Consider the following 22772-nt stretch of genomic DNA (forward strand, 5'->3'; position numbering starts at 1 on the left):
ATGACCAAAAGCGCCGACACGCACTGCCCTTACTGCGCCCTGCAGTGCGCCATGACGCTCACGCCCCCCACGGCACTGGCCCCGGCTTCCCAGCCGGGGTCAGTCCCCGTGCCGGGACCTGCCGCCCCCGGAATCCCCCTGGCGGCACCCCTCGAAGTAAGCGGCCGGGACTTCCCCACCAACCGCGGCGGACTCTGCCGCAAGGGCTGGACGTCTCCCACCCTCCTGAACCACCCCGGCCGGATCACCGAGCCGCTCCTAAAGGGCCCCGACGGCGTCCACCGGCCCATCATCTGGGACCAGGCACTGGACCTCGCCGTGAACGCGGTGAAGGACGCCCGTGCACGGTACGGCGCTGACGCGGTGGGCGTTTTCGGCGGCGGCGGACTCACCAACGAAAAGGCCTACATGCTGGGCAAGTTCGCCCGGCTTGCCCTTGGCACCTCCCGCATCGACTACAACGGCCGGTTCTGCATGTCCTCGGCCGCAGCAGCCGGGACGCGGGCCTTCGGCGTTGACCGCGGCCTCCCTTTCCCCCTCGAAGCGCTGGACACCGCCAGCACCATCCTGATGCTCGGCTCCAACGTTGCGGAAACCATGCCGCCGTTCGTGCAGCACCTCAAGGGAACACGCGACGCCGGCGGGCTGATCGTGGTGGATCCGCGCCGTTCCGCCACGGCCGCCTTCACGGCCGACGGCGGCGGCCTCCACCTCCAGCCCCTTCCGGGCACCGACCTCACCCTCCTCCTGGGCATCTCGCACGTGGTCATCCACGAGGACCTGGTGGATACCGCGTACCTGGCTGAACGCACCTCCGGCTACAGTGCCGTAGCCCGCAGCGTGAACTCCTTCTGGCCCGAACGGGTCCAGTCCCTCACCGGCGTCCCGGCCGAACTCATCCGCGAAACAGCACGCCGGCTGGCCCGGGGCGCACATGAAGGCGGCAGCTACATCCTCACGGGCCGCGGTGTGGAGCAGCACGTGGACGGCACCGACACCGCCACGGCAGCGATCAACCTGAGCCTCCTGCTGGGCCTGCCCGGCTCGGCCCGGAGCGGGTACGGCACCCTGACCGGCCAGGGCAACGGGCAGGGCGGGCGCGAGCACGGCCAGAAGGCGGACCAGCTCCCCGGCTACCGCAAGATCACCGACCCCGCCGCCCGCGCCCATGTGGCCAAGGTCTGGGGCGTGGCCGAGGACCTCATCCCCGGCCCCGGCCTGCCGGCCGTCCAGCTGCTTCAGTCGCTGGGAAAGGCCGACGGCGTCCGTTGCCTTTTTGTCCACGCCTCCAACATCGCCGTCGCCTCCCCCGACGCCAATGCCGTGATCGAAGGACTCCGGAGCCTGGACTTCCTGATGGTCTGTGACTTCTTCATGTCCGAGACCGCCGCAGAGGCGGACCTCATCCTTCCCGTTCTCCAGTGGGCTGAGGAAGAGGGAACCCTGACCAACCTCGAGGGCCGCGTGCTGCGCCGCCGCCAGGCCCTGACGCCGCCGGCCGGAGCCCGCAGCGAGCTGTGGATCATGGCTCGGCTGGCCGAAGCCCTGGACGCCCCGTCCACCTACAGCGAGGACCCCGAGACCGTGTTCGAGGAACTCCGCCTCGCTTCCGCCGGAGGCCTCGCGGACTACTCCGGAATTGACTACGCCATGCTGGACCGCGGCGACGCCGCCTTCTGGCCCTACCCCGCCGGCAGCCAGGGGACGCCCCGGCTGTTCCAGGACAACTTCGCGCACCCGGACGGCAAAGCCGTGATGACCCCGGTGACGCCCCGCCGCCGTCGTACTCCTGCTGCGCCCCCTGCAGAGGGTGGCACCGCCCCAAAAATGATGACCCTCATCACCGGCCGCCTCCTGGAGCACTACCAGTCCGGCGCGCAGACCAGGCGGGTGTCGGAACTGCTGGCGGCGCAGCCGGAAGCAAAGGTGCAGATCCATCCGGCAGCCGCGGCGTCGGTGGGCATCACCGAGGGGGCGCTCGTATCCGTGGCCAACGAGCGCGGCGAGGTGGAGTGCCGGGCCCAGCTCAGCACCGCCATCCGCCCCGAGACTGTCTTCCTGCCGTTCCACTTCCCCGAACTCGAGAGTGCGAACCGCCTCACGGAAGCGGCCACGGACCCCATCTCCGGGATGCCGGAGTTCAAGTTCAACACCGTGTGGGTCCGGCCCGTGGCCGCGCCCCTTTCCACCAACGTGCTTCAAACGACGGAGGCCTCATGAGCGAGCAGATTGTCATTGTGGGATTCGGCCCGGTGGCGGCCCGGCTGGTCGACGAACTCCTGCCTGCCGTCCGCAGCGGCAAGGTGGGCCTGACGGTGGTGGGCGAGGAAGCCGAAGCCGCCTACAACCGCGTGCTCGTGGCCGATCTCGGCGTGGGCCGCACCACCGCCGATGCGCTGGCGCTCTCCGACGCCGCAGAGTTGGCCGGGGACGGAGTGGACATCCGCCTGGGTGTGCGGGTGAAGCGCGTGGACCGGGCCCGGCAACAGGTCCTCCTGTCCGACGGCGGCGCCGTCCACTACGACCGGCTGGTCTTTGCCACGGGGTCGCGCCCGGTCATTCCCAACCTCACGGGCATCAACCCCGACCCCACCCACCCGGTCCTCCCTGCCGGCGTCACCGCGCTCCGCGACCTTCGCGACGCCGGGGTGCTGCGCCAGGCCGTGGATGGCGGCAAGCGGGTGGTGGTGCTGGGCGGCGGCGTGCTGGGCCTGGAGACAGCGCTGGCCGCGGCCGAAGAAGGAGCCACCGTCACGGTGGTGCACAACGGCCCGCATCCGCTGGGCCGCAACATCGACCGCGGCGGCGGTTCAGTGCTGGCTGCGAGCCTGCGCCGCTGCGGCGTCCGGATGGCCGGCAACGCGCGCTCCACGGGCGTGGAGCACAACGCGCCCGACGGCGGTTTCTCGGCGCTGCTGCTCGACGACGGGTCCGCGATTGACGGCGACCTCCTGGTGCTCTCCTGCGGCGTCCGTCCCCGCACTGAGCTCGCCGAGGGCTGCGGGCTCTCCACGGGGGCGGGCATCCTGGTGGACCACAAGCTCCGCGCCCACCACGAGCCGCACATCTTTGCCATTGGTGACTGCGCCGAGGTGCGCTGCCCGGATCCGGACTGCGCACCCTGCCGCTACGCGAAGGGACCCTCCGGCCTGGTGGGGCCGGGCTGGCGGCAGGGTGAATGGCTCGCCGAATACCTGACCCTGCTGGCGGACGGCGGGGACGCCGCCCTGCTGCCGGCGCTGCCGGCGGAGCAGCCGGGTGTCATTGTCCTGAAGGCACGCGGCATGAACATGGCCGTGGCCGGTGACAATTCGGCGGAGCCCTGGGACGAGGACGCCCTCGCCGCCGGCGCGGTGAACGGGCGCCCGCGCCTCCAGGTTTCCCAATGGGCGGACCCGGAGCACGGCCGCTACGTCAAAATGACCACCCGCGGCGGGGTGCTGGAGGGCCTGGTGGCGGTGGGCATGCCCCGCACGGCAGCCGAGCTTGTGGGATTGTTCGAACGCGGTGCCGAACTCCCCGCAGACAGGTCCCTGCTGTTGCGGCTTGACGGCCCGGACCAGCTGCCGGGCACGGGTGCCGCCGATCCCGCCGGCACCGTGTGCCGGTGCGCCGGAGTCAGCGGAGCCGCCATCCAGGGCGCCGTGGAAGAGGGCTGCTCAACCGTGGCTGAGGTCTCCAAGGCAACACGCGCCGGAACCGGCTGCGGCGGCTGCCACGAGGACATCAAGGGGCTCATCGAAAAACACTTCCGGGCGGTCCAGGCCGCCTGACTAGGAAGCTGGGGCCGGGGCCGCGGGAACGCCGAGCGGGCTGCCGTTGCCCCAGCCGGCGTCCACTGCTGCCTGTGCCAGCGCGCGGGCCATCGCGTCACCGTCGGGAGCAGGCGCGCCGTTCATGGGCGCGGAGGTTACATAGGGCATTTCGAGCGTCTCGTCGCCCCGGACAGCCGTGAGGACAACGTTCGCGGACGCGCCCCCGGCCTCACCGCGGAAGTGGCCGGTCCACTGCAGGCAGGCGAAGTCACCGATTCCGGTGACGGGTGAGCAGTCGGACGCCGACTCGGCTTTGGAGATGTCCTGCGCGGAGGCGGGCGAGATGAGGGCCACCGACAATGCCGTTAGGCCTCCCTCCATGGACTTACTCGAATACGTGCAGAGATAGGCCTTGCTTCCGGGCGGCCTGTCGCTGCTGTTCTGGCCTGCAGGCATGATCCCGGGTACGACTTTCGCCGCGATTTCGGGCGTGATGAGGTCACAGGCAGGGCTGGTTGCACCGGTGGAGGTGCCGGGTGCCGGCTCAACCTGGCTCCCGGGCTGTGAACATCCGCCAAGAACAGCGGACGCAGCAAGGACCAGGACGGGTACGGCTGCGGGGCTTCTCACTGGTTGGGGCCTGCCGGGGACCCAGGAACTTCTGGTGGAGCTGTCCCGGTACCCTGGCCTCCGGGGGCAGCCACGCCGGCCAGGAACTCCTCCGTGAAGTGCTTTACGCCGTCCCACTCGGTGTAGATGTAGTCACGGGAGGTGTCCAGGTCCTGGGAGCCTTTGTCCTTGGCGATCTTTTTCATCAGCTGGCGTTTGAGGAAGTTGTACCGGGTGTACTGGAGCGCACCGGAAAACATCGCTACCTGGCGGGGATGCCAGCCAGTCTCCTGCTCGAACCTTGTCACGTAGCCCTCGGCGCCTGCCTCATCGCCGTGGGCGGCCAGACTGACGGACACCAGGGCGGAAGGTAGAGTTTCCAGGTCGCCGCGGTTCCTGCGGACAAAATCGGCCACATAGCCCTCGTGCTTGCCCACGTGCACGGACGCAGCCACAATGACGCCGTCCTGCCCGTCCGGAATGGTGTCCGCAGAATGCTTGAGGTCCGCGGTTTCGGCCTGGTGCCCGTGCGCCCGGACCACATCGGCGATGTACTCCGCGATATGGGCTGTCTGCCCTTCAACGCTGCCGTAAGCAATATAGATCCTGGCCATATTCAACTGTGCCCTTGGGGTGCCTGCGGGCAACAGGGACCAACGGCCCGGCAGGGACGGCCGGCCGCACACTTTCTGCGGCTTTCCACAGGGCGGCGCCGGCCCCATACCCCTTGCGGCCGGGCCCCCGTAGGCTTCCCGGCACGGGCCCCGTCCCGGTTCGGTGGAGAACTCCTAGAGATTGAGGAATGCCATGCACAAAAAGTCTTTACTCGGCGCTGCTGTCTGTGCGCTCGCCCTGGTGGGCCTGGGCGCGGGCCCGGCGTCAGCCGCAGGACACGACGTCCCCGGGCAGGTGGAACAGGGCGTGGACACAGCAAACTCCATTTGTGCCTACTCGGGGCTCAATGACGATCCCGAGGAGGCCTTCCCGTTCGACGGACTGGTCCAGTCGTACGGCCAACTGGTTAAGCGGGGTGTCAAAGCCGAATTCCCGAATCCCGGCCTGGCCTGCAACCCGAACACTCCCCCGATGGAGGAGCACTAACGCCAAAGGGTTGGCCCCCGCTTTGGGGGCCAGCCCTTCGACACAACCTGGTCAGGCAGGGGCCTTGGGAATGAGGATCCAGAGCACAATGTAGGCCAGTTCCCCAACCCCCACCAGGCCAAAAATGATGAAGCCAAGCCGGACCAGGAACTTCGGGAGCCCGAAGCGGGCTGCGAGGGCCGCGCACACCCCGCCAATGATCTTGCCGCTGCGGGGCCTGACGAGAGCTGTTGTCATTGCCCCCACCTAGCTTTCCGTGCCGGTTGAACCGTTGGCGCCGAAGTCACCGTTTGCTACCGCCTCCGCGTAGCGGGTGAGGTCCGGGCCGGGCTGGAAGTCGACGAACTGGTCCTTCAGCTGCTCAAACAGGAACTTGTACACCTCGTCCTTATCAGCGTCCGCCAAGGACGAGCTTGCTTCACGGACCGCTTCCTGCAGGGCCCGGTCAGCGTCCAGGAGGATCTTTTCGCGCGCCTGTTCGTTCCACTTGACGTCATTCAGTTCCACGGGCTGCTCCTTGCGTTGGTGGCTGGGCCAGGGACGGCCGGGAAGGTCCGCTGACGGAGTTCCCGGCCGTTCCTTTGAGGAGTCTATGCACGTGGCCTGCGAGGGGTCCAGACTCAGGAGCCCCATAGACGGGCCGCCAGCGCGTACATCCCGAAGAGGCCGGCTGCCAGCAGGATGCCCAGATAGGCCATGACAAGCCTGGTGTCGCGGAGGTAGCACTTGGACGTTTTGAGGCCTTGCCGGCGTGCTTTCCAGTAACCATAAAATCCGACCGCTGCGAAAACGGTCAAAGCTGCGGGACCGGCGAGCCACCCCAGCAAGGCGATGGTCGCGAAGATGCAGAGGCGCAGCGGATCGAAGGGTGTACCGGACGGATGGTCTGGTCCAGTGTCAGGGTGGGACGGCTGTCCGCCGGCGTGCCTGGAGGCAACCAGCTCTGACGGCGGTGATCCAGCTGCGATGCGCCGGGCATCCGAATCGGAACCCATCAAGTGCTCCTTACTTCTGACGGACAGGGAGAAGTTCGCGGCCTGTTGCCGTACTCATCCGTTGCCTGGCCAGGGCCGGCCACGACTGGACAGCGCAGAACGGAGCGCACTGGTGATCCCCGGCGTCGCTCTTGGTTCCCACATGGACGCAGCACTGGGTGAGCCGTTCCTCGATCATGGTCGAGATGTCCATAAACGGTTTCACCATGATCCTGGTGACGCGCTCCGCGAGGAGCCTGCGCAGCCGCTGCTGTTGGCCCGGCAGCTTGCCGGCCGCCAGAGTGGTAAGCGTTCCGATGCCGAGGTCGCACTGGGTGCAGATGTTTTTCCAGAGGTCCGCCGTCCTCGGGTGGGACAATGAGGACTGCTCGCTCAGCAGGTCCAGCAGCGAGGACTTCATCAGGCTGCGCAGTTCAAGGGGGACTGCGGAATCGGCGATCCGGTTGGCAATGGTGTCCGGGTTGAGCTCCAGCCACGCGAGCAGCTGGTCGTGCCCGAGCAGGGCCGTCAGTGACCGCCACACCCCGGAATCGTCCTTCAGCATGTAGCCTACGGAGGCGCAGTGCGGGTGCGAGCAGGGAAGGGCAGTCAGGTCATGCCATGACACCACACCGTTGGTTTGCTCCCCCAGCCTTTCCAGGACGCCTGTGTGCGTGAGCCGCTCCATGGGGTTTATGCCGTGGCCGCGGCCCGAACCAAAGACCGGCTGGAGCGCGACTCCGCCCACAAACGGGGTTTCCAGGGCACGCATCACGACGGCGCCAACCTCGCCGTCGTTCACTCCCAGTGCCGCCGTCATGGTCAGGGTGGTAAAGATGCCAGCCTCCGACAGACGCGAAATTGCCTTGTCTTTGAAGCGGGTAAGGTCACCCCCGCGGTGGTGGATTGAGGCTTCTTTGGACGGGCCATCATATTGGAGGTACACCTCCACGCGGTCCCGGTGCCTGGCCAGCAGGGCTAGCAGTTCGTCGTCAGTGGCAATCAGCATGCCATTGCTGTTCACCATGATCCGGACGATCGGCCGGGCGACGAGCTCATCCAGGAGTTCGGCGAGGTACGGATAAAGCGTAGGCTCACCGCCGGAGAGCATCAGCACGTCCAGCCGCCCGTTCTCGCGGGCAAGCCTGGTATCGATGTTCGCGAGCACCTCGCTGAGTGGCGCCACTCCCTGCAGCTGGGGGCCGGAGGCAGTGAAGCAAGTAGGGCAGCGCAGGTTGCAGTGCTCGATGATGTCCTGGAGCAGAATGCAGGTGTGCTGCGTCTGCATGGCAGGCAGCCCGTAGGCGTAGGCCTCCGGCACGGCGCGGTAGTTGTCAGACTGGTCCGGTACGTGTTGCTTGGTGGGCGCCTGCCACTTCTCGAGGTAGCGGAGGATTTCGGGGGACTCGTCATAGAGGGTTCTGACCAGCCCGTGGTCCGGGCAGCCGCGTTCCAGCCACACGCGGTCATCACGGATCAGCAGGGCGCCGGAGAGGCGCCGCACCTGGGCCAGCGGCGGGTTCGTCACGTGGCACTCGGGACAGAAGGCGGTGACATACCGGTGGATCCGGTCACCGCGCAGCGGCTGGCCCGGACCGGGCAGCGCCCGTGCGGAAGACGGCGATATATTCATTTCAGGCTCCTGACTGAGCTAGGGATCCGATGCAGAGTCCGCCCCCAAACAACAGGAAGACCCCGAGGCCGATCAGCATGCCGGCACCAAATTGCGACGTTTTTTGCCTGACCGTAAGCAGTATGGCTGCCGTCAGGTAGACGGCGATCGGTATAAAGGCAACCGCTCCACCAAGGTAGCTGGCGTTCCACATCGGTGGTCCGCCGATCGGGACAGTCGCGCTGATGTAGAGGGCATAGAGCGCAAAAGCACCAAGGGTAAATCCCCTCCCCAGCAAGCCGTCACGGCGTTCTTTCGGCGGCTTGCCCTGGCCTGGCGGTGGGGAAGGGTTCATCTCAGGCACCACCCCGGGCAAGAATTCCCAGGCAAAGGCCGTCGAGGAGAATGAAGGCGCCCATCCCTATCAGCATCCCGGCTCCAAACCGCGATGTCCGGCGCACGATGGAAAGCACAATTGCCACAGCCATGTAGACGGCGATCGGAATGAACGGCGTGGACAGTGCGGGAAACCTTCCGGACGAGGCATAGGGCCCCTGCCCAACGCCTGCCCCTACATATACGGCCCACAACGCCAGTACCCCAAAGGCGACCCCCGCTCCGATGGATCCGGACTTTTCCGGTTGCTGCAGGCCACCGCCGGGGTCCGAAGGGGAAGGCTCCCGGGCAACATCGTAGGGTTCCTCGCTCACGCGGCTTTCCCCTTCAACGTCGGACGGAGCGGTTTCCCGGATACCCGCTGGATCCGCCTGACCAGCAGGGGCGGGATGGGCGGCAGGAACCACTCTGGACGGCTCTTCCCCAGCAAGACGTCGTGGCCGCGACGCGGGTGGCCGGGGTCGTCGAGAAGCACATGCCGGGAGGAGAACGGTGACAAATTCATATCCGGCTACTCATCTGGGAGAGGGCCATGACGCAGATCCCGCCGCCGACCAGGATGAAGACCCCTAGGCCAATCAGCAGCCCCGCACCCAGCCGGGACGTGCGGGTCCAGATTGCCAGGGCACCGGCTACCGCCAGGTACGCGACGATTGGTATGAACGCTGCAGGCCCGGCGAGGTCGGTCTTGTAGCCTTCATCCGGAGCAATACCAGCTGTTGTCCCGAAATAGAGGGCATAAAGGGCAACAGCTCCGAGAAGGATGCCGAGCACCATCGAGCCACGTCTTGGTTCAGGGGGTGGCTCCTCGTGATGGGGCGGCGGCAGTGGGCTCCAGGCTTCTTCAGGGTTGTCAGCGCTCATAGCCGCTCTTCCTTCCAAGTCCGGACCGAGTGGGCCCCGAATACCCGCAGCAGCCGCCAGAACAGCAGGTGGAGGACCACCAGGAGGAACCGTTGGGGCCGGCTCCTCCCGAGCCAAAGCACCTCGTTGCCGCAGATGGATTGGACACCGAACCGGAATGAGTCCCCGCGCAGCGGCTGGCCCGGGCCGGGCAACACCTGCCGGGACGAGAACGGTGAGCGATTCATCTCAGGCCTGACCTCCCATCTGCGCGGCGAGGGTTCCAACGCAAACCCCGCCGCCGAGCAGGGTGAAGATACCCAGGCCAACGAGCAGGCCCGCACCCCACCGGGACGTGCGCGGCCGGACCGTCAGCACAATCGCTACCAAAAGATAGACGGCAAGGGGAATGAAGGCGGACGGCCCGGTCAGGAAACGCATGGAAGCGGGTCCACCGAAAGCAATGGGCACCCCGACATAGATGGCGTAAAGGGCAGTAGTCCCGAACAGGATTCCGAACCCCATGGGGCCGAGGGCCGGTTCAGGTCGCTCCTCCCCGCCCTGGGACGATAAGTTGCCCCCGCTCATGCTGCTCTCTCCTCCAACTTCGGGCGGAGTGGTTCTCCAAATACCCGGAGCACCCGCCAGAGCAGAAGTGGCAGAACTGCCAGCAGGAACCACTGTGGACGGCTCATTCCCAGCCAGATCACCTCGTTGCCGCGGACGAATTCGACGCCGAACCGGAACACGGCATAGGACGCCACGTAGCAGATGAAGAGGTCGCCGGGATGGGGCAGGCGGTCGCGAAAGTGCCACATGAGCGCAAAAGTGGCCAGATGGAACCCGATCTCATAGGCAAAGGACGGATGAAGCCCCACCCCGGCCGGCCCGCCGATCACCAAAGCCTGCCCGGAGGTTAGGGTGATTCCCCATGGTCCCCCGGTCCGCGTACCGGGCAGCTCGGTGAGGAGACACCCGACGCGGCCGATGACCATGGCCAAGGCCACTGCGGGTGCCAGCAGGTCACCGGTCTTCTCCCGGTACCCAGTCAGCCGCTTGCCCAGATGGACGCCTAGCCATGCGCCTACAAGGCCGGCAAGGATGCTGCGGTCACCGTTGCCCCACCAGTCCGCCAGCGACACCTCCCGGGACAGGTCCCACGTAAGCAGCCTGGAACCAATCGCCCCGAAAGCGATGGCGAAACCTGCAATCGGCCACAGTCTCGGGTCGGTAAGGCCACGGCGGCGCTTCTCAAAGGCGTAGAACACCAGGGCCGCCAGTATCCCCAGCCCCATAAAGCCGGCATGCACCAGCCCGTTTCCCGCGAAGGGAAGCCCGATCATGAGCAGAGTGTAGCAACGGGGTGCACCCCAGCAGGGGGCCTTTCGGCCCTTACAGGTGGACGTGCAGGCGCCGCGCAGCCTCGGAAATCGATCCGCTCAGGGAGGGGTACACGGTAAAGGTGCTGGCGACGTCGTCCACGTGCAGCTTTTGCTTCACCGCGATGGAGATGGGGAAGATCAGCTCCGAGGCGTTCGGCCCCACAACCACGCCGCCGATGACGGTGCCGGAACCCTTGCGGGCGAAGATTTTTACAAAACCGTCCTTATGGTTCCGCATCTTGGCGCGGGCGTTGCTGCGCAGCGAGAGCTTGATGATGTCGCCCTGGTACTTGCCCGACTCGATCTCAGCTTCCGAGACGCCCACGTTTGCGATTTCCGGGGAGGTGAAGATGTTCGATGCCACCTGGTGCAGCTTGAGCGGGGTGACGGTGTCGCCCATGAAGTGCGCCACCGCGATGCGGCCCTGCATGGCCGCCACGGAGGCGAGCGGCAGCACGCCGGTGCAGTCACCGGCGGCGTAGATGTTGGGGGCTGAGGTGCGGGATACGCCGTCCACCTTGATGTGGCCGCTCTCGCTGACCGCCACGCCGGCCGCTTCCAGGCCGATCCCGGCGGTGTTGGGAATGGAGCCCAGGCACAGCAGGCAGTGGCTGCCGGTGACCTTGGACCCGTCGCTGAGGGTGACCACAACGCCGTCGTCCGTCCGTTCCACGGTCTCGGCGCGGGAGCGTGACAGGACCCGGACACCGCGGCGCTCGAACACTTCCTCCAGTACTACTGCCGCATCCACATCGGACCCGGGAAGCACCCTGTCACGGCTGGAGATCAGCGTGACCTTGGATCCCAGTCCGTTGTACGCGGAGGCGAACTCCGCCCCGGTGACACCGGAACCCACCACGATCAGGTCTTCGGGCAGCTCGTCAAGGTCGTAGATCTGCGTCCAGTTGAGGATCCGTTCGCCGTCCGGCCGGGCCGTGGGAAGCTCGCGCGGATGGGCGCCCACGGCGAGCAGGATGGTGTCCGCCTCAACGGTTTCGGTGCCTTCCGCCGTGAGGACCTCGATGGTGCGGTCATCCAGCAGGCGGCCGGATCCGGTGATGATCCGCACTCCGAGGTTTTCCAGGCCATCGTGGATGTCCTTGGACTGGCTGCGGGCAAGGTTCAGCAGACGGTCGTTGATGTGCTTAAGGTCGGCGCGCATCACGGGCACAAAGTCTCCGCCGTCGACGTCGAACTTCACGCCCAGCTCGCCCGCCTCGCCTACGCGTGTCATGAGGTCCGCGGTGGCGATCAGGGTCTTGGAGGGGACGACGTCGGTCAGCACAGCCGATCCGCCCAGTCCGGCACGCTCGATGATGGTGACCTGCGCCCCCAGCGAGGCGGCCACCATGGCGGCTTCGTACCCGCCGGGACCACCTCCCAGGATTGCGATCCGGGGGGAACTGAAATCTGGATGCGTAGTCACAAACAATCATTCTCCTGCAACTCCCCCGCACCGCCAAAGAAAACGGTCTCTGAGGAGAAAGGGCCCCGGGTGGGCGGCATCACGGGCGGCAGGATAGCTTGTACCTGTGAGTACAACTGACTTCCTGAACACCGATCCTTTCGCCGCCGCGCGTGCCGCCGCCGACTACATCGCCGAGGAAACCGGCGTGGACAGCCACGACGTCGCCCTGGTGCTTGGCTCCGGCTGGGGCGAAGCAGCCGACCTGATTGGCGAGACCACTGCCACCCTGTCTGCCGACGAGGTCCCCGGGTTCCACGCCCCGGCGGTGGAAGGACACGTGGGCACCATCCGCTCGGTCCTGACCACGGACGGCAAGCGGGCGTTGGTCCTGGGTGCAAGGACGCACTATTACGAGGGCAAAGGCGTGCGTTCGGTGGTGCACGGCATCCGCGCAGCGGCCGCTGCTGGCTGCAAAACGCTGGTGCTGACGAACGGCTGCGGAGGGTTGAAAGAAAACTGGACCCCGGGCACCCCCGTGCTGATCAGCGACCACATCAACCTCACCGCCGCCTCGCCGCTGGAGGGGGCCACGTTCGTGGACCTGACCGATCTCTACTCTGCCCGGATCCGAGGCCTGGCCCGGGAAGTCGATGCCACCCTGGAAGAAGGCGTCTACGCCCAGTTCCCCGGCCCGCACTATGAGACGCCCGCCGAGGTGCAGTACGCCAAACGCATCGGCGCGGACCTGGTGGGCATGTCGACGGCGCTGGAAGCCATCGCCGGACGCCACGCCGGGATGGAGGTGTTCGGCATTTCACTGGTCACCAACCTTGCCGCAGGCATCAGCCCGCAGCCGTTGAGCCACCAGGAAGTCATCGAGTCCGGACAGGCTGCCGGCCCGCGGATTTCGAAGCTGCTGGCCGGGATCATCGCCCGGCTCTGAGCAGGCGGCCGGTCACTTGCGGCGCGCCTCCCACGGTCATTTAGTGGCCGCGGTTGGAAGAAGTGGCCGGCCAATAACGATAGCGTTATGCCCATGACGTCTTCCGATGCCGAAATCCGCCTGCTCGATGATGCCCGCGCGTGGGCTGCCCAAGATCCGGATCCGGTGACCTCGGCCTCCCTCCTCGAGCTCATCGGGCAGGTGGAAACCGGCGTCCCGGCAGCCCGCCAGGAACTCGAGGACAGCTTCCGGGGCACGCTGCAGTTCGGCACGGCGGGGCTTCGCGCGGCGCTGGGGCCGGGCCCGAACCGGATGAACAGGATCGTGGTGCGGCGGGCCGCCGCCGGCCTGGCGGACTTCCTCCTGTCGGCGGTAGGCGAGACCTCGCCGGGAACCCGGCCGCGCGCCGTCGTCGGCTACGACGCCCGGCACAACTCGGATATCTTTGCCGAGGAAACCGCCGCGATTTTCACGGCAGCGGGGATAGAAACGTTCCTGATGCCGGCCGCGCTGCCCACTCCCCTGCTGGCCTTCGCCGTCAGGGCGCTGGAATGCGACGGCGGGGTCATGGTGACCGCCAGCCACAACCCGCCGCAGGACAACGGCTACAAGGTGTACCTGGGCCGCCACGCCGTGCCGGAGAACGGCAACGGCGCACAGATCGTAACCCCCTACGACGCCGCCATCGCCGCCCGGATCAATGCGGTGGGGCCGCTGGAATCGATCACCCTTGCCCCCTCCGGCTGGACTGTCCTGGACGCGTCCATTGCAACCGACTACGAACGTGCCACAGCTGCGCTGGCCATGCCCGGCGGGTTCCCGGCCCGTGACCTGAGCATCGTCCTGACTCCGTTGCACGGTGTGGGCGGCGGGACCGCGCTGGCGGTCCTGAATGCCGCAGGTTTCAAAGACATCACCCTGGTTGCGGAGCAGGCCGAACCGGACCCGGATTTTCCCACCGTCAGCTTCCCCAACCCGGAAGAACCCGGCGCCCTGGACCTGGCGCTGGAGTCCGCCGAGCGGCGCGGGGCAGACATCGTGATCGCCAATGATCCCGACGCCGACAGGGCGGCTGTTGCGGCGAAGGACCCTGACACAGGCGCCTGGCGGATGCTCCGCGGCGACGAGGTGGGTGCACTCCTGGGAGCGCACATCGCCGCCCGGATTGCCGCGGGGAAGGCAAAGGACGACGGCGGCACGGAAGAGGGTGCGCATGGAGTGTTCGCGAATTCGATCGTGTCCTCCCGGCTGCTTGCCCGCATCGCCACAGCAGCCGGCTATGCCCACCAGGAGACACTGACCGGGTTCAAATGGATTTCCCGGGTTCCCGGACTGGTGTACGGCTACGAGGAAGCCCTGGGCTACTGTGTGGCGCCGGATGTGGTGCGGGACAAGGACGGGATCTCGGCTGCCCTGCTGATCGCGGAACTGGCGGCGGCGGCCAAGGCTGACGGCAAGACTGTCTTTGACACCCTGGACGAGCTCTACCTGCAGCACGGCCTGCACGCCAGCGACCAGCTCAGCATCAGGGTTGCGGACCTGGGGCTCCTGGACGCGATGATGAACCGGCTCAGGGTCTCCCCGCCGGAAACCTTCGGATCATCCGCCGTCGAGGTTTACACGGACCTGGCCGAGGGCACTGACCAGTTGCCGCCCACGGACGGGCTGCTGTACGTCACCCGGGACCTGACGCGCGTGATTATCCGTCCGAGCGGCACCGAGCCGAAGCTCAAGTGCTACCTCGAGGTGATCCAGCACGTGGGTTCCGCCGCGGAGCTGCCCGCTGCCCGGCAGGCGGCGCGGGCAGCGCTGGATGAGGTGCTCCGCGACGTCAGTGAAGCGCTGGGGCTTTAGCCGCCGCTACAGCTCAATCTCCACGATGCCGTCGCTGATGCGGGTGCGGAACGTTGCAATGGCCAGGCCCGGGGTGCTGAAGCATTCACCGGTTTCAAGGTCGTAGACCTCTTTGTGCAGCGGCGACGCGATGGTGGGGCGCTCGCCCCGGGAGCCGAGGATTCCGCGCGCCATGACATGGGCTCCGGTGGCAGGGTCCTCGTGCGCAACCGCGAAAACTTCGGTGGCACCGGTGCGGTAGAGGGCAATCTGGCGTCCCGCAACCAGGGCTGCCTCGCCCCAGGCGATTTCCAGGTCCTCCACGGGGCAAACGCTGTGCCAGCCGCCCGTGATCCCGGATACCGCCTCGTTAAGGCCGGCTTCGAGTGCCCCAAGTTCCAGTGTTGCCGTCATGTCCGGCTCCTCTCCCTGTGCGTGTAATCCTTCTCGGTGGGCCGCCTTTGCAGCCGTGAACCACGCTAGGCTCCGGGTGTTTCAGCGGCGTGCAGCGAATGTGTCCGGCGCGTAAAAGACACCTCACACGGCCGGAAATGCGTTCGTGATGCAGAAGTTAAGTTGACGAAACAATTGGGAAACTGAAGCGAAACTGCGTCTCCCTAGTCTGGATGGACAGCTCGACAGAGAAGGCTGCAGTTCCACTGCGGCCCATGCGAAAGGCCATCAGTGACCGAACAGACTTCAAGCTCAGAGACTCCGCGCCGCATCGTCGTCGCCGGCGGCGGCCCCGCGGCCCACCGTTTTGCGGACGCAATGCATGCCCGTGGCCTCGACGGCTGGCATGTCACGGTCCTCACTGAGGAAGTCCACCTTCCCTACGACCGTGTTGCCCTGTCCAAGGCGCTCACGGACAAGGACGTGGACCTTACGCTGGGCACTGCGTCCATGTGGGACCACCCTTCCTTGGAGCTCAAGACCGGCGAGCGGGTCATCAGGATCAACGCCGAAGCCAAAACCGTGGAGACCGCCGCCGGCAACACCTTCGAGTATGACGAACTGGTGGTGGCCACCGGCTCGAACGCAGCACGCCTCCCCATCCCCGGCGCCGAGCACACGCACGTCTACCGCACCCTCGAAGACGTCTGGGCCATTAACCAGGCCATCGCAGGGCTGAAAGAGAAGCTGGGCCGCAAGGTCAACGCAGTCACCATCGGCGGCGGCCTCCTGGGCCTCGAATCGGCCGCCGGCACGGAGCAGCTCGGTGCCAACCCGATCGTCATCGACGGTTCACAGTGGCTCATGGCCACCCAGCTCGACGAGGGCGCCGGCCAGGCAATGGGGCGCCTCATCAAGGCCAAGGGCTTCGAAGTCCACGGCGGCGTCTTCCCGTCCGAGGTTTTGTCCGACGACGACGGCCAGGTCACCGGCGTGCTCATGGCAGACGGCCGCGTGATCGACGCCGACCTCGTGATCGTCGCCATTGGCGTCCGGCCCCGGGATGAACTATTCCGCGCCGCGGAAGGCGAAGAGCAGGTCTTCTCGCTGGGCCAGCGCGGCGGTGTTGTCATCAACGACTACTGCGCCACCGAGGTGGACGGTATCTGGGCCATCGGTGAAGTGGCCAACTTCGGCGGCATGTGCCTGGGCCTGGTTGCCCCGGCCAACACCATGGCCGAGATCGTTGCCGACCGCCTCCACGGCGGCGACGCCACCTTCCCCGGCTTCGACACCGCCACCAAGCTCAAGCTGTCCGGAGTGGACGTCGCCAGCTTCGGTGACGCCTTCGCCAAAACCGAGCATGCCCTCGAAATCGTCTACGCCGACCCAGCCCGCGGCGTGTACCAGAAGATCGTCACCACAGACGACGCCAAGACCCTCCTGGGCGGCATCTTCGTGGGCGACGCTTCACCGTACATGAGCCTGCGCCCCCTGCTGGGCCGTGAACTTCCCGCCGAGCCGGGTGCGTTCCTCAGTGCGGCCGGCGGCGGCGAAGCCCCCGAAACCGAGCTTCCGGACGACGCCACCCTCTGCTCCTGCAACAACGTCACCGCCGGCAGCATCCGCGACGCCATCAACGGCTGCGGCGCCTGCGAGGGCAACGCGCCCGTCCAGGAACTGGGTGAGCTGAAGGGCTGCACCCGCGCCGGCACCCAGTGCGGTTCCTGCGTCCCGATGCTCAAGAAGCTGCTCGAAACCGAGCTCACCAAGTCCGGCGTCGAGGTCTCCAAGGCCCTCTGCGAGCACATCGAGCTGTCCCGCCAGGAACTCTTCGACGCCATCCGCGTCCTGGAACTGACCTCCTTCGAGGAGATCATGGCCAAGTACGGCACCGGCGCCGGCTGCGACATCTGCAAGCCCACCATCGCCAACATCCTGGCCAGCCAGAACAGCGCCTACGTCCTGGACGCCGGCCGCGGCACCCTGCAGGACACCAACGACCGCGCCCTGGCCAACATGCAGAAGGACGGCACCTACTCGGTGGTCCCCCGCATCGCCGGCGGTGAAATCACCCCCAAGAAGCTCGGCGTGATCGCCGCCGTCGCCGAAAAGTACAACCTGTACACCAAGATCACCGGCGGCCAGCGGATCGACATGTTCGGTGCCCGGCTGGAGCAGCTGCCCGAGATCTGGAAGGAACTGGTGGACGCCGGTTTCGAATCCGGGCAGGCCTACGGCAAGAGCCTGCGCACCGTGAAGTCCTGCGTCGGTTCCACCTGGTGCCGCTTCGGCGTCCAGGACTCGGTGGCCATGGCCATCCAGCTGGAACTGCGCTACCGCGGCCTCCGCAGCCCGCACAAGCTCAAGATGGGCGTCTCCGGCTGTGCCCGCGAATGCGCCGAAGCCCGCGGCAAGGACGTGGGCGTCATTGCCACCGCGGACGGCTGGAACCTGTATGTCGGCGGCAACGGCGGCGCCACGCCGGCCCACGCCCAGCTGCTCGCCAAGGACCTCGACGACGAAACGCTGATCAAGTACATCGACCGCTACTTCATGTACTACATCCGCACCGCCGACCGCCTGCAGCGCACCGCTCGGTGGCAGGAAGAGCTCGACGGCGGCATCAAGCACGTTGAGGACGTGGTGGTCAAGGACACCCTAGGCATCGCCGCGGACCTTGAGGCTGCCATGGCCAAGCACGTGGACACCTACATCGACGAATGGGCAGACACCCTGAAGGACCCCGAGCGGCTGCGCCGCTTCCGTTCCTTCGTCAACGCGCCCGACCAGAAGGACGACTCCATCACCTTCGTCCCCGACGAGCGCGGCCAGATGCGCCCCGCCACCGCCGAGGAAAAGGCGTCAGCCGCCCAGCAGCCAGTCCTCATCGGAGCTTCCATTCCGGTCCGCCCCGGCACGCCGGAACCCATCAGGAACGAGGTATAGGCATGCAGCTCAGCATTGATCTCACCGGCCGTGAAGTACTGGTGACGGGCTCGGACCATGCCGCCCGCCAGGCAGTCCGCCGCTACGAGGCCGCCGGCGCCGTCGTCTACCGCCTCAGCACTCCGCAGGGCGCAGCCCACGACGGTCCCCTGCCCGAACGCCCCTTCCTGGTTGCAGCGGTGGAGGACGGACAGCCCGGCTGGGATTCCCTCCTTGGCCGGTGCCGGGATACCGGAATTCCGGTGGCTGCGGAGCCCGCTGCCGGTGCCCCGGGGCACGTCACCCTGGTGGGTGGCGGACCCGGCACAACCGAGCTCCTGACCGTGGCAGCCGTCAAGGCACTCCGCGACGCCGACGTGGTGTTCTACGACCGGCTCGCCCCGTACCAGGAACTTCCTTCTCTCACCTCAGCTGAACTGGTGGACGTGGGCAAGAAGCCCGGCCACCACAAGGTAAGCCAGGCGGGCATCGAGAAGCTCATGGTGGAAAGCGCCCTGGCCGGCAACAACGTGGTCCGCCTCAAGGGCGGGGACCCGTACGTCTTCGGCCGCGGCGGAGAGGAAGTTGCCGCCTGCGTCGCCGCCGGGGTCAAGGTCCGCGTCATCTCCGGCGTGACCAGCGCCATTTCCGTTCCCGCCGCCGCAGGCATCCCCGTCACCCACCGGGAAGTCAGCCACATGTTCACAGTGGTGTCCGGCCACGCCCCGCTGACAGAAAAGGAGCACCAGCACCTTGCCGGCCTGGGCGGGACCATCGTGGTGCTCATGGGCATCGGAACGCTGCACCAGCTCGCCGCCGGTCTCCGCCGGGCCGGAATGCGGGCGGACATGCCCATGGCAGTGGTGGAGCGCGGCTACCGTCCCGGCCAGCGCACCACCATCGCGGATCTTGGCACCATTGCCTCCGCCGCGGCCGGGTGCAGCAACCCTGCCGTGCTGGTTATCGGCGAGGTGGTCCGGGTGGCTGAGGCCAACCGCGGGCATGCCGAGGCCGCTGCCGACCTGGACAGGCTGGCGGCCTCGCTGCTGGGTTCGTGAAAGGATTGACCCCCATGACTGCACTTGCACCGGCCGAACCACCGCAGGTCGAACGAACGCCTGAGGAAGCACCCGACGCCGCAGAGGCTCCCCTGGAGGGTTTCCGCATCGGTGTCACATCGCACCGGCGGTCCCAGGACCTGATAGAGGCGCTGGAACGCCGCGGAGCGGAAGTGCTGCACGCCCCCGCCCTGAAAATCGCGCCCGTGCAGGAGGACATGCGGCTTATCGAAGATACCAGGGCCATCATCGCCGCCCGGCCGGACCTCTGCATTGCCACCACAGCGTACGGGATGCGGCGCTGGTGCGAGGCCGCGGATTCCTTCGGTATCGGCGAGCAGCTGCTCGAGACCCTGGGCGCCTGCCGGATGTTCGTCCGCGGCCCCAAGGCCCGCGGTGCGGTGCGCGCCGCCGGCCTCGCCGACGTCGGGATCAGCAGCGACGAAACCACCGCGACACTGGTGGACATGCTGCTGGCCGAGGGCGTGCGCGGCAAAACCGTTGCCGTGCAGCTGCACGGCTACACCGATGTACGGCAGCTGGAACGCCTGCGGATGTCCGGCGCCACCGTCCTGACAGTCACGCCGTACCGCTGGGTAAAGCCCGACGGCGAGGACCGACTCCCCCGGCTGATCGAGGCGGCCTGCAGCGGGAACCTGGACGTCCTCACCTTCACCAGCGCCCCTGCGGTGGATGCCATGTGGAGCACCGCCCACGAGATGGGCGTCTACAAGCAACTGATCGAGAGCCTGAAGACCAACGTCACCACGGCAGTGGTGGGTCCGGTCACGGCGCAGCCCCTGCTGGACGCGGGCGTGACTCCGCTGATCCCCGAACGGTTCCGGATGGGTGCGCTGATCCGGCTGGTGTGCGAGCACCTCGCCCTCAACCACGTGCGCCGGCTGGACACCAGGTCCGGCAACATCGAGCTGCGCGGGCGCAGCCTGCGCATTAACGGGCAGGCCGTGGAACTGGCCCCTGCGCCGCTGTTGCTGCTCCGTGCCCTGCTGGGTGCCGGCGGCGCAGTCCTGTCCCGGGAATCGCTGTCCGACCTGCTGGAACTGCGCGGTTCCGTCCACGCCCTGGACATGACCGTCAGCCGTCTCCGCTCTTCCCTGCCTGACGGCCGGCTGGTGGAGACTGTGGTGAAGCGCGGCTACCGTATCCGCGTCTAGCGGTGCCGGAACGGGCCGCACCACAGCGCAAATGTGTCGGCCGGCTGGCGGATGAGAGGCAGGTCACGGGTTCTGTTACCGGCCGGTAAACACTGGCGAACACAGGGCCTTTAAACAGCAACTGCAGGGAAACACGCCGGAAAAAGCGCGGGCCTACGCTGGGTTCCATCACGAAGTTCCGGCCGCTCCCGGCCGCCAGCGAAAGGGCCAGCACATGTCCGCTCCGGCACCCTCCACATCCACCTCCTCCGCCACCCGCATCGTCATTGCAGGGGCGGGTCCTGCTGCCCAGGCGCTTGTCAGCCAGCTTGACCGGGCCCGTTTCACCGGCACCATCACTGTGCTGAGCAACCGGGACGACACCCCGGAGGAACTGCTGGAGCTGGCGCTGCTGCCGCAGGTCTCGGTCCGGTTCGGCCAGCCCGCCAGCCACATCGACGCCGTCAACCGCACCGTTGCCACCGCGGACGGCATGGAATTCGCCTACGACCAGCTGGTCATCGCCACCGGATCGGCACCCGTGGCCAATCCGGTGGAGGGGGCGGGCGCGTGCCTGAGCTACTCCACCATCGATGACGCCGCCCGCATCGGGGAGGCCGTCAGCGAGGTAGCCAGGGAGCTGGGCCGCCGGCCCCTGGGAATCCTGGTGGGCAACGGCACGGCGGCTGGCCAGGCCGAGGCCGTGCTCCGCGCCCAGGGTGTCCGCCCGGTCCGCACCACGGCCCGCCCCGCGGCGGTCGTTCCCGGCACGTCCGGGTCCGGCTTTGCTGCGTCCGCTGTGATCTTCGAGGACGGCAGCAGCATGAACGGTGACCTGGTGGTCCTGGCCGAGGAGCGGATCTCGCGGGACGGTTTGGCTGCCAGCGCCGGCCTGCGGACGGCACCCAGCGGTGGGATCGTTATCAGCCAGGACTTCCGCACGTCAGTCCCCGGCATCTGGGCCCTCGGTGACGCCGCAGCGTTCGACGGCGTGCGGCTGGGCCTGCTGGTTGCCGCGGCTTCAGCTGCGGGTGCCTGCGCCACGCAGCTGCTGACCGCTGCTTCGGCTGCCGTCCCCCTGCAGGCTGCCGCCTGAGCCCGCCACAACGCTGCGGTCATTTACCGCCCGCGGCGGGTCCCGTTGCAGGCCGGGGCCCAAGGCCTTGCTGTGGCAAGATGGTTCCGAAACGAGTCATGGGCGTTACAACGCCCGGCCCACAGGCCCCTTGGAGAGGACCACCATGAGCAACGAAGCCACCCCTTCCGTTCAGACTGCAGCCACCGGCGCCGCAGGTTCCAGCGCCATAGCGTCCTACATCGACCACACGCTGCTGAAGCCTGAGGCAGGGGAAGCGGACGTCCTCAAGGTCTGCGCCGAAGCGGCGGAATACGGTTTCAAATCCGTATGCGTCAACCCCATCTGGGTTAAAACCGTCAAGACCGCGCTGCGGGGCACCGGCGTCCTCACCTGCTCGGTGGTGGGGTTCCCGCTGGGTGCCACCCCCACGGACGTCAAGACCTTCGAAGCCCGCGGCGCTGTCCTGGACGGGGCCGATGAAGTGGACATGGTCATCAACATCGCCGCTGCCAGGGCCGGGGACAAAGGCGCGCTTGTCGAGGACATCTCCGCCGTGGCCGAGGCAGTGCACGCCAGCGGCGCGATCCTGAAGGTCATCATTGAAACCGCGCTGCTCACCGACAGCCAGAAGGTCACGGTCTGCGAGGCAGCCGTAGAAGCCGGAGCGGACTTCGTGAAGACCTCCACCGGGTTCAACGGCGGGGGTGCAACAGCGGAGGACATCGCCCTGATGCGCGCCACGGTGGGGCCGGGCCTGGGCGTCAAGGCCTCCGGCGGGGTAAGGTCCCTGGCTGACGCGCAGGCTATGATTGCAGCAGGTGCAACACGTATTGGTGCCAGCTCCGGAATTGCCATTGTCAAGGGTGAACAGGGTTCATCGTCGTACTGACGGCACCGGAAGCCGCCACAGATTGAGCCCCGCGGGGCCGAGGAGGAACTATGTCCAGCAAGATCACGGCGTCCAGCCAGGGCTCATCTGCCCAGGAAGGGACCATCCAGACCCCGCAAAACGAGAACAAGCTCGGCACGAGCATCTTCCTTTTTGTGGTCATGATCGCGCTGTTCCTGGGAGCCGTGTACTCCCTCTCCTTCCTGACGCTGGATAACCCCTGGCCCATGGCAGTCTGCCTTGGGCTCTTCGCCCTGGCCTTCTGGATTCCGCAGAGCATCCTGGGACGCTCGGACTCCGCCGGCGAACACTAGGCCCAACTAAGTAGCGCTAAGTGTCGTTATGAAGGGCCACAACGACACTTGGTGCTACCCAGTTGGGATGATGAACCACAAAGAACCCTTGGACTGTTCAGC

At 67.0% G+C, this 22772-nt stretch carries 24 protein-coding genes; 11 read left to right on the forward strand and 13 right to left on the reverse strand.

Translation table 11 applies throughout. The annotated features are described in order from the left end of the window. The gene (locus WHH00_RS12500; RefSeq protein ID WP_406633178.1) at window positions 1-2220 is read left to right on the forward strand and encodes a molybdopterin oxidoreductase family protein; all 2220 of its coding nucleotides are present in this window, start codon (window positions 1-3) and stop codon (window positions 2218-2220) included. Beyond that, window positions 2217-3773, forward strand: a complete 1557-nt coding sequence (locus WHH00_RS12505) for an FAD-dependent oxidoreductase (protein ID WP_406633180.1) — start codon at window positions 2217-2219, stop codon at window positions 3771-3773. The genes WHH00_RS12500 and WHH00_RS12505 overlap by 4 nt, the downstream gene beginning before the upstream one ends. On the opposite strand, the gene WHH00_RS12510 is transcribed toward WHH00_RS12505, so the two are convergent. Both WHH00_RS12510 and WHH00_RS12515 read right to left on the reverse strand, forming a co-directional pair. Beyond that, window positions 3774-4385, reverse strand: coding sequence for a hypothetical protein (locus tag WHH00_RS12510; protein WP_406633183.1), 612 nt, complete (start codon window positions 4383-4385; stop codon window positions 3774-3776). It abuts the gene before it with no gap. After that, window positions 4382-4978: a flavodoxin domain-containing protein gene (locus WHH00_RS12515; RefSeq protein ID WP_406633187.1), complete on the reverse strand. Its 597-nt coding sequence runs from the start codon at window positions 4976-4978 to the stop codon at window positions 4382-4384. The genes WHH00_RS12510 and WHH00_RS12515 overlap by 4 nt, the downstream gene beginning before the upstream one ends. 193 nt (window positions 4979-5171) lie before the next feature. Here WHH00_RS12515 and WHH00_RS12520 point away from each other — a divergent pair, with 193 nt between their 5' ends. After that, a complete protein-coding gene (locus WHH00_RS12520; RefSeq protein WP_406633189.1) occupies window positions 5172-5465 on the forward strand; it encodes a hypothetical protein in 294 nt (97 codons plus the stop codon). A 51-nt stretch (window positions 5466-5516) separates the two neighbouring features. Here the strand turns inward: WHH00_RS12520 and WHH00_RS12525 are convergent, their stop codons facing one another. The 10 genes from WHH00_RS12525 to WHH00_RS12570 form a co-directional block, all read right to left on the reverse strand. Beyond that, the gene (locus WHH00_RS12525) at window positions 5517-5702 is read right to left on the reverse strand and encodes a PspC domain-containing protein (protein WP_231454382.1); all 186 of its coding nucleotides are present in this window, start codon (window positions 5700-5702) and stop codon (window positions 5517-5519) included. A gap of 9 nt (window positions 5703-5711) precedes the next feature. After that, window positions 5712-5972 (reverse strand): hypothetical protein, encoded by a 261-nt coding sequence (locus WHH00_RS12530; RefSeq protein ID WP_406633191.1) that lies wholly within the window; start codon window positions 5970-5972, stop codon window positions 5712-5714. 113 nt (window positions 5973-6085) lie between these two features. Continuing rightward, entirely contained in the window at window positions 6086-6460 is a 375-nt protein-coding gene (locus WHH00_RS12535) for a hypothetical protein (protein ID WP_406633194.1), read from the reverse strand. Between the two features lie 10 nt (window positions 6461-6470). Beyond that, entirely contained in the window at window positions 6471-8072 is a 1602-nt protein-coding gene (locus tag WHH00_RS12540) for a radical SAM protein (protein ID WP_406633196.1), read from the reverse strand. Window position 8073: 1 nt separating this feature from the next. Beyond that, window positions 8074-8406, reverse strand: coding sequence for a hypothetical protein (locus WHH00_RS12545; protein ID WP_406633198.1), 333 nt, complete (start codon window positions 8404-8406; stop codon window positions 8074-8076). 1 nt (window position 8407) lies between these two features. Continuing rightward, window positions 8408-8761, reverse strand: coding sequence for a hypothetical protein (locus tag WHH00_RS12550; protein WP_406633200.1), 354 nt, complete (start codon window positions 8759-8761; stop codon window positions 8408-8410). 187 nt (window positions 8762-8948) lie between these two features. Next, a complete protein-coding gene (locus WHH00_RS12555) occupies window positions 8949-9311 on the reverse strand; it encodes a hypothetical protein (protein ID WP_406633202.1) in 363 nt (120 codons plus the stop codon). Window positions 9312-9539: 228 nt separating this feature from the next. Beyond that, window positions 9540-9878, reverse strand: a complete 339-nt coding sequence (locus tag WHH00_RS12560) for a hypothetical protein (protein WP_406633204.1) — start codon at window positions 9876-9878, stop codon at window positions 9540-9542. After that, window positions 9875-10633 (reverse strand): prolipoprotein diacylglyceryl transferase, encoded by a 759-nt coding sequence (locus WHH00_RS12565; protein WP_406633206.1) that lies wholly within the window; start codon window positions 10631-10633, stop codon window positions 9875-9877. Before WHH00_RS12565 ends, WHH00_RS12560 begins: the two co-directional genes overlap by 4 nt. 49 nt (window positions 10634-10682) lie before the next feature. Beyond that, window positions 10683-12098: an NAD(P)H-quinone dehydrogenase gene (locus WHH00_RS12570; RefSeq protein ID WP_406633208.1), complete on the reverse strand. Its 1416-nt coding sequence runs from the start codon at window positions 12096-12098 to the stop codon at window positions 10683-10685. A gap of 106 nt (window positions 12099-12204) precedes the next feature. On the opposite strand from WHH00_RS12570, the gene WHH00_RS12575 reads away from it, so the two are divergent. Both WHH00_RS12575 and WHH00_RS12580 read left to right on the forward strand, forming a co-directional pair. Next, a complete protein-coding gene (locus WHH00_RS12575) occupies window positions 12205-13023 on the forward strand; it encodes a purine-nucleoside phosphorylase (protein WP_406633210.1) in 819 nt (272 codons plus the stop codon). A 93-nt stretch (window positions 13024-13116) separates the two neighbouring features. Then, the gene (locus WHH00_RS12580; RefSeq protein WP_406633212.1) at window positions 13117-14877 is read left to right on the forward strand and encodes a phospho-sugar mutase; all 1761 of its coding nucleotides are present in this window, start codon (window positions 13117-13119) and stop codon (window positions 14875-14877) included. Between the two features lie 6 nt (window positions 14878-14883). Here WHH00_RS12580 and nirD read toward each other — a convergent pair whose 3' ends face one another. After that, window positions 14884-15270: a nitrite reductase small subunit NirD gene (gene nirD, locus WHH00_RS12585; protein ID WP_406633214.1), complete on the reverse strand. Its 387-nt coding sequence runs from the start codon at window positions 15268-15270 to the stop codon at window positions 14884-14886. Window positions 15271-15540: 270 nt separating this feature from the next. Between nirD and nirB the strand changes: the two genes are divergently transcribed. The 6 genes from nirB (at window position 15541) to WHH00_RS12615 (ending at window position 22670) form a co-directional block, all read left to right on the forward strand. After that, window positions 15541-18198, forward strand: coding sequence for a nitrite reductase large subunit NirB (gene nirB, locus WHH00_RS12590; protein WP_406633216.1), 2658 nt, complete (start codon window positions 15541-15543; stop codon window positions 18196-18198). A gap of 2 nt (window positions 18199-18200) precedes the next feature. Continuing rightward, on the forward strand, window positions 18201-19235 hold the full coding sequence (gene cobA, locus WHH00_RS12595; protein ID WP_406633218.1) for a uroporphyrinogen-III C-methyltransferase: 1035 nt from the start codon (window positions 18201-18203) through the stop codon (window positions 19233-19235). A 14-nt stretch (window positions 19236-19249) separates the two neighbouring features. After that, window positions 19250-20410: a uroporphyrinogen-III synthase gene (locus WHH00_RS12600; protein ID WP_406633220.1), complete on the forward strand. Its 1161-nt coding sequence runs from the start codon at window positions 19250-19252 to the stop codon at window positions 20408-20410. A 214-nt stretch (window positions 20411-20624) separates the two neighbouring features. Continuing rightward, window positions 20625-21485 carry an FAD-dependent oxidoreductase gene (locus tag WHH00_RS12605; RefSeq protein WP_406633222.1) on the forward strand — a complete coding sequence of 287 codons (861 nt, stop codon included), beginning with the start codon at window positions 20625-20627 and terminating at the stop codon, window positions 21483-21485. A gap of 145 nt (window positions 21486-21630) precedes the next feature. Further along, entirely contained in the window at window positions 21631-22356 is a 726-nt protein-coding gene (deoC, locus tag WHH00_RS12610) for a deoxyribose-phosphate aldolase (protein ID WP_406633224.1), read from the forward strand. A 50-nt stretch (window positions 22357-22406) separates the two neighbouring features. After that, on the forward strand, window positions 22407-22670 hold the full coding sequence (locus WHH00_RS12615; protein WP_406633226.1) for a hypothetical protein: 264 nt from the start codon (window positions 22407-22409) through the stop codon (window positions 22668-22670). Window positions 22671-22772: the final 102 nt, after the last annotated feature.

The sequence above is a fragment of the Pseudarthrobacter quantipunctorum genome, from assembly GCF_045291495.1.
Lineage (GTDB): Bacteria > Actinomycetota > Actinomycetes > Actinomycetales > Micrococcaceae > Arthrobacter > Arthrobacter quantipunctorum.

Excerpts from the sequence above, each read along its gene's own strand:
- WHH00_RS12560 (WP_406633204.1), bottom strand. The coding sequence starts at position 9,878 with ATGAGCGGGGGCAACTTATCGTCCCAGGGCGGGGAGGAGCGACCTGAA.
- WHH00_RS12605 (WP_406633222.1), top strand. The coding sequence starts at position 20,625 with ATGTCCGCTCCGGCACCCTCCACATCCACCTCCTCCGCCACCCGCATC.
- nirD (WP_406633214.1), bottom strand. The coding sequence starts at position 15,270 with ATGACGGCAACACTGGAACTTGGGGCACTCGAAGCCGGCCTTAACGAG.
- deoC (WP_406633224.1), top strand. The coding sequence starts at position 21,631 with ATGAGCAACGAAGCCACCCCTTCCGTTCAGACTGCAGCCACCGGCGCC.
- WHH00_RS12545 (WP_406633198.1), bottom strand. The coding sequence starts at position 8,406 with ATGAACCCTTCCCCACCGCCAGGCCAGGGCAAGCCGCCGAAAGAACGC.
- WHH00_RS12505 (WP_406633180.1), top strand. The coding sequence starts at position 2,217 with ATGAGCGAGCAGATTGTCATTGTGGGATTCGGCCCGGTGGCGGCCCGG.
- cobA (WP_406633218.1), top strand. The coding sequence starts at position 18,201 with ATGCAGCTCAGCATTGATCTCACCGGCCGTGAAGTACTGGTGACGGGC.
- WHH00_RS12500 (WP_406633178.1), top strand. The coding sequence starts at position 1 with ATGACCAAAAGCGCCGACACGCACTGCCCTTACTGCGCCCTGCAGTGC.
- WHH00_RS12600 (WP_406633220.1), top strand. The coding sequence starts at position 19,250 with ATGACTGCACTTGCACCGGCCGAACCACCGCAGGTCGAACGAACGCCT.
- WHH00_RS12525 (WP_231454382.1), bottom strand. The coding sequence starts at position 5,702 with ATGACAACAGCTCTCGTCAGGCCCCGCAGCGGCAAGATCATTGGCGGG.
- WHH00_RS12555 (WP_406633202.1), bottom strand. The coding sequence starts at position 9,311 with ATGAGCGCTGACAACCCTGAAGAAGCCTGGAGCCCACTGCCGCCGCCC.
- WHH00_RS12580 (WP_406633212.1), top strand. The coding sequence starts at position 13,117 with ATGACGTCTTCCGATGCCGAAATCCGCCTGCTCGATGATGCCCGCGCG.
- WHH00_RS12565 (WP_406633206.1), bottom strand. The coding sequence starts at position 10,633 with ATGATCGGGCTTCCCTTCGCGGGAAACGGGCTGGTGCATGCCGGCTTT.
- WHH00_RS12535 (WP_406633194.1), bottom strand. The coding sequence starts at position 6,460 with ATGGGTTCCGATTCGGATGCCCGGCGCATCGCAGCTGGATCACCGCCG.
- WHH00_RS12520 (WP_406633189.1), top strand. The coding sequence starts at position 5,172 with ATGCACAAAAAGTCTTTACTCGGCGCTGCTGTCTGTGCGCTCGCCCTG.
- WHH00_RS12540 (WP_406633196.1), bottom strand. The coding sequence starts at position 8,072 with ATGAATATATCGCCGTCTTCCGCACGGGCGCTGCCCGGTCCGGGCCAG.
- WHH00_RS12615 (WP_406633226.1), top strand. The coding sequence starts at position 22,407 with ATGTCCAGCAAGATCACGGCGTCCAGCCAGGGCTCATCTGCCCAGGAA.
- WHH00_RS12515 (WP_406633187.1), bottom strand. The coding sequence starts at position 4,978 with ATGGCCAGGATCTATATTGCTTACGGCAGCGTTGAAGGGCAGACAGCC.